This window comes from Rhizobium sp. UBA1881, from assembly GCF_002338015.1.
Lineage (GTDB): Bacteria > Pseudomonadota > Alphaproteobacteria > Rhizobiales > Rhizobiaceae > Rhizobium.
Genome location: NZ_DDHH01000195.1, coordinates 1 through 5,165 on the forward strand (window position 1 = coordinate 1; position 5,165 = coordinate 5,165).

The following is a 5,165-nucleotide window of genomic DNA, read 5'->3' on the forward strand; positions in this document are numbered from 1 at the left end:
GCCGTTGCCGCCCTTGCCGCCATGGTAGCTGCCGCCGTTTCCGCCGCCGCCGCCACTGCCGCCATTGCCACCGTCACCGCCGTAGTTGTCGCCGCCATTGCCGCCGTTGCCGGCATTGCCGCCGTTACCACCGCCGCCACCGCCACTGCCGTGGCCATGGCCATGCCCGTGGCCGTTACCATTGCCGGGGTCGTTCCAACCACCGCCATTGTTATTGCCGCCATGATGGCGGCCACGATGACGGCCACGACCGTTGCCGTCATCCTCGCCGCCAGGATCACTGATGACAGTGACAGGACCGGCGCTCGCGGTATTGGTACCACCGCTACCACCGCCGTTGCTGGAAGAACCGTCGCTCCCGTTCCGGCCACGATCATGGTTGGAATCGGTGAAGGGGTTTACGTCAAAAATCGACTGCACCGGGAAGCACAGTCGCTCCTCAATCGATCCCGGCTGCACGCTTCTGCAATCGAGATTGAGCGCCTGAGCGCTCCCTAGGCTCGTTCCTGCCAGCAGAAATCCTACACTGACAGAGAGCTTCAATAGTGTTCTGTTCATTTCGCTCACTCCCATCGTTAACGTGGCGTTAACAGGGAATTTTTATATGAGTGAGCGGTAAATTAGGAAGGACAAATAAAAATGAAGAGCGTACTCAATTCGGCTGCAATTGCATTATTTAGTATAAAAGCATCATCTAATAGTAGATAATCGCGGAACCACTGAATAACTCCAGGAGCTTTATATGCGAAGAATTGCGGCCATTCTAGGTTTTGTTTTGAGTATTCCTTTAATTTCTAGTCAGAGTTTTGCAGGGTCCGAAATTCCCGCCAGCCGTTCTATCTCTCCACCTGTCGGCTTCGGCGCGGCCTGTGCCAAATATGGATGGGTCTGCCATGGAAAGGGCGGCGTCGATGTTGGCGACAAGGAAGCGCTGCGGGCACTCCAGGCGGTCAATCGCTACGTAAACGCCAAGGTGAAGCCGACCGAGGATCGGGTCACGAGCGGCCGTTCGGAGAACTGGACGCTGCCCGTCAACAACAAGGGCGATTGCGAGGACTATGCGCTCTTGAAGATGAAGACCCTGCTCGACATCGGCTTTCCGACCAGCAAGCTGGCGCTTTCGGTAGTGCTCGATCGCCGTGGCGAAAACCACCTCGTCCTCATCGCCCGTCTGAAGTCCGGCGACTACGTGCTCGACAATCTCGCCTACAACGTCAAGCCATGGCAGCGCACGGGCTATACCTTCCTCGCCAGCCAGAACTTCAACAGCAAGGCCAATTGGCAGGTGACATTGGCAGGGCCACGCGCCAGCCAGTTCATCAAGGGCTGAAAGGGCATTATCGGCGCGATCGATCGCTGAAGGCCGCAAAATGCGGCCTTCGCAACCAACGCTGGAATCTCGCACATAGCGGGTACAATTCGATATGTTGCGGGCGAGACACACATCTCGCAATGCAGCATAGACGACCGCACTGCCGCATTTTTGTCATCGAACTGTCACCAACCTTCCGGTAGGCAATTTCCTATCAACAACGATAGGAACGCCCCCTATGACTATCCGTACCATCCTCCTTGGCTCCGCTGCCGCCATGAGCATCATGTCGACAGCGCAGGCCGCCGACGCCATCGTCGCGGCCGAACCCGAAGCCGTCGAATACGTCCGCGTCTGCGACGCTTACGGCACCGGCTACTTCTACATCCCCGGCACCGAGACCTGTCTCTCGATCGGCGGTTATGTCCGCGTCGAGGAACGCTTCGGCCGCAACGTCTCCGGTACCTCCGACTGGAACTCCTGGACCCGTGGCCAGGTCACGCTGAGCTCGAAGAGCGAAACCGAATACGGCACGCTGACCGGTGTCATCACGCTGCGCACCAACGCTGAAAACGCCTCCACCCAGACGGCACTTCTGCAGGAAGGCTATATCGACCTCGCCGGCGTGCGCGTCGGCATGCAGTATTCCTGGTGGGATAACGACAGGAGCATGGGCACCGGCGAGACCGATGTGATCTCCAGCAACCAGACGATCCACAACTCGATCCGCTACATGTACGAGACGCCGAACTTCAGCGCCGGCGTGTCGGTCGACGAACTGGAAGATCGCTACCGCACCAAGCCGGGCGAAAGCCCCAATAACATCGGCGTCACCGGCCAGCTCTTCGGCAAGGCCGGCGCCGTCAGCGGCTACCTGCTCGCTGGCTACGACACCGACACCGAGGAAGTTGCGCTTCGCGGCATCCTGTTTGCCGACGTCGGCCCGGGCCAGCTCGGCCTCTACGGCCTGTGGGCCAGCGGCGCCAACTACTACTACGAGGAATCCGAGTGGGCGCTCGGCGCGCAATACGCCTGGAAGGCCACCGACAAGCTCTCGATCATCCCCGGCTACCAGTATTTCAGCAAGATCTCGCTGGATTCGAATGGCGAATTCACCGGCGGCGACGCCTGGCGCGCCGGCGTGACCGTCGATTACAAGGTCGCCAAGAACCTGCTCACCAAGCTCAGCGTCCAGTATTACGATCCTGACAACGCGCCAGAGCAGGTCCAGGGCTTCCTGCGCTTCCAGCGCACTTTCTAAGCAAACGCAAAACGACGTGGGCCGCGCTTCGGCGCGGCTCGCCCTCTTCCTGTTCCCCTCTTGAGGCGCATCAGCTGCCAAGCCGGGCCAGCCTGACAGGCAAGCCGCCTGGAGCGCTTCGTCGCCATCGCCGACCTACGCGCGGCCAACGTCGCCTACCGCGATTGCGACAATTCCGAGCACATAAATCAACGACCGCATGGTCTATCCTGCGGCACCGAGAACAGTCACCTGCCCCGGAAACGGATCTCAGGCAAGCTGGTCGCCGGCTTCTCGCGGGCGACAAAGAAGTTGCATCGTCGCCACGCAATAGCCGGCTCAGGACTGAGAAAAGGCGAGGACGTGTTTTTTTGGTGGCGGAACAATGCGATCCGACCTATCGTTTCCTCTAGGCAATGGAGGTTGCCGAAGGAGGAAAACATGAACGATAGCGTTTTTGGCTTTCTGGTCGCCGCGGAAATGTCCGCTTTGTTTTGGGCTGGCGTGTTTTTAGTCGCAGCGACTTTTTCTTGAGACAAATATTATTGTCTTGAAACGGTGTTATCACCGGAAGAATGGTAGCGGGGGGCGGAATTGAACCGCCGACCTCAGGGTTATGAATCCTGCGCTCTCACCAACTGAGCTACCCAGCCAAACCACCTAACGATGCCGTTTGCGACGCGCCCGGCTCGTTGAATGAGCGGCTTATAAGGCGGCCTTCACGGTCATGTCAAGCACATGATCGAGAAAATCACCGGGCATTTGTCACGCCGCCACCGCACCTTCCAGAAGCGCCTTCAGCGATGCTTCCGCCGCTGGCTCGCGCTCCGAGCGCTCGATGAAACCACCGCCATAGACACGCGCATTGTCGCCCGGCGCCGAATAAAGCGCGCAGGCCTGACCGGGCGCGACACCCGCCTCGCCCACCGCGAGATCCACGTAGATGCCGGTGTGATCGGCATGCAGCACGGCCGGCGTCGGCATGCGCGTCGAGCGCACCTTGGCGAAGCAGGCAAAGCCCTCGCCCGCAGCCGCCTGCGCAAGCTCCTCGTCTCCAAGCCAGTTCACATCCCGCAGATAGACGCGGTGCGTCTCCAGCGCTTCCTTCGGGCCGACGATGACGCGTCGCGAGCGGGCGTCGAGATAGACGACATAGAGCGGCTCGCCGGTGGCAACGCCGATACCGCGCCGCTGGCCGATCGTGTAATGCAGGATACCGTCATGCTGGCCGAGCACCCGGCCGTCGAGATGCACGATCTCGCCCGCCAGCGCCGCGTTCGGCTTCAGCTTGTTGATGATGTCGGCGTACTTGCCCTGCGGCACGAAACAGATGTCCTGGCTGTCGGCCTTCTTGGCGACGACGAGGCCCATCTCTTCGGCGAGCTTGCGGGTTTCCGCCTTTGGCAATCCGCCGAGCGGGAAGCGCAGATAGTCGATCTGCTCCTGCGTGGTGGCAAACAGGAAGTAGCTCTGGTCGCGATCGGCGTCAGCCGGGCGGTAGAGCGCGCGACGGCCGGGATTGCCGGGCGCCGGATTGGCGCCGGAACGGATGTAGTGACCGGTCGCCAGCGCATCGGCGCCGAGCTCGCGCGCGGTCTCCAAGAGATCGGCGAACTTGACCGTCTGGTTGCACGACACGCAGGGGATCGGCGTCTCGCCGGCGACATAGCTTTCCATGAACGGATTGATGACGGTGTCGCGGAAGCGCTTTTCGTAATCCAGCACATAGTGCGGGATGCCGAGCGTTTCGCAGACGCGGCGCGCATCGTCGATATCCTGGCCCGCGCAGCACGAGCCGGCGCGATGCACGGCGGCGCCATGATCGTAGAGCTGCAGCGTGATGCCGAGCACATCATAGCCCTGCCGCTTCAAAATGCCGGCCACGACCGAGCTGTCGACGCCGCCAGACATGGCCACGACAACGCGCGTATCTTCCGGCCTCTTGTCAAAATCCAGTGTGTTCACGGGGGTGCTGCCAATTCAAAAGGGTATCTTTATCCGCCCTATCCTACAGAATTTTGGCGGATTTGCATCGCGACCAACGGGATCGACCGCCGGCTCTTGTCTGGCGGTGGATATAGAAAGGATTGGGTTCGGGTGCAAGGGGCGGTGATTTTGGGGTGGGGTGGCTGCGGTGTTGATGCCGTAGGCGTTGTGCCGCGAGATACCCCCCTCTGCCCTGCCGGGCATCTCCCCCACAGGTGGGGAGATTGGCTGGGCGCAGCCGCTCGCTCCACGCTCATTGTTTGGCTAGGGGCAAGCCACGAGTCGATCTCCCCCCTTGTGGGGGAGATGTCCGGCAGGACAGAGGGGGGTATCACAAGGCACACCCTCTCCAAACAAGCACCGAACCCGCTCCCCTCAAGCCGCCGTCGAAGCCACCACGCCCCCGCCCGCGATCAACCGCTCCGCTTCAGCAAGCGGCATCGGCTTGCCCAGCAGATACCCCTGAACCTCATGGAACCCCTCCTGGCGCAACCGCAGCAGCTGCGCGTCGGTCTCGATCCCCTCGGCGAGCGTCGTCGCGTTGAAGCCGGAGCCGATACCGACCACGGCGCGCACGATCGCCAGGTTGCCGGGGTCGGTGTCGATGCCGGCGATGAAGCTGCGGTC

Annotated in this window: 4 protein-coding genes, 1 tRNA gene and 1 pseudogene; 2 read left to right on the forward strand and 4 right to left on the reverse strand. The window is 61.1% G+C overall.

Going from position 1 to position 5,165, the window contains the following annotated elements:
- Window positions 1-558: pseudogene (locus B3605_RS24530) on the reverse strand (hypothetical protein); the annotation flags it as partial.
- Between the two features lie 184 nt (window positions 559-742).
- On the opposite strand from B3605_RS24530, the gene B3605_RS24535 reads away from it, so the two are divergent.
- The gene (locus B3605_RS24535) at window positions 743-1,330 is read left to right on the forward strand and encodes a transglutaminase-like cysteine peptidase (RefSeq protein ID WP_112946028.1); all 588 of its coding nucleotides are present in this window, start codon (window positions 743-745) and stop codon (window positions 1,328-1,330) included.
- 220 nt (window positions 1,331-1,550) lie between these two features.
- Window positions 1,551-2,573, forward strand: coding sequence for a porin (locus B3605_RS24540; protein WP_112946029.1), 1,023 nt, complete (start codon window positions 1,551-1,553; stop codon window positions 2,571-2,573).
- A gap of 555 nt (window positions 2,574-3,128) precedes the next feature.
- On the opposite strand, the gene B3605_RS24545 is transcribed toward B3605_RS24540, so the two are convergent.
- From B3605_RS24545 to B3605_RS24560, 3 genes are all read right to left on the reverse strand, one after another.
- A tRNA-Met gene (locus tag B3605_RS24545) sits at window positions 3,129-3,205 on the reverse strand.
- A 112-nt stretch (window positions 3,206-3,317) separates the two neighbouring features.
- Window positions 3,318-4,517, reverse strand: a complete 1,200-nt coding sequence (mnmA, locus tag B3605_RS24550) for a tRNA 2-thiouridine(34) synthase MnmA (protein WP_112973738.1) — start codon at window positions 4,515-4,517, stop codon at window positions 3,318-3,320.
- Between the two features lie 396 nt (window positions 4,518-4,913).
- Window positions 4,914-5,165: EAL domain-containing protein (locus B3605_RS24560; protein ID WP_296436795.1), on the reverse strand; the 252-nt coding region annotated here is incomplete at its 5' end.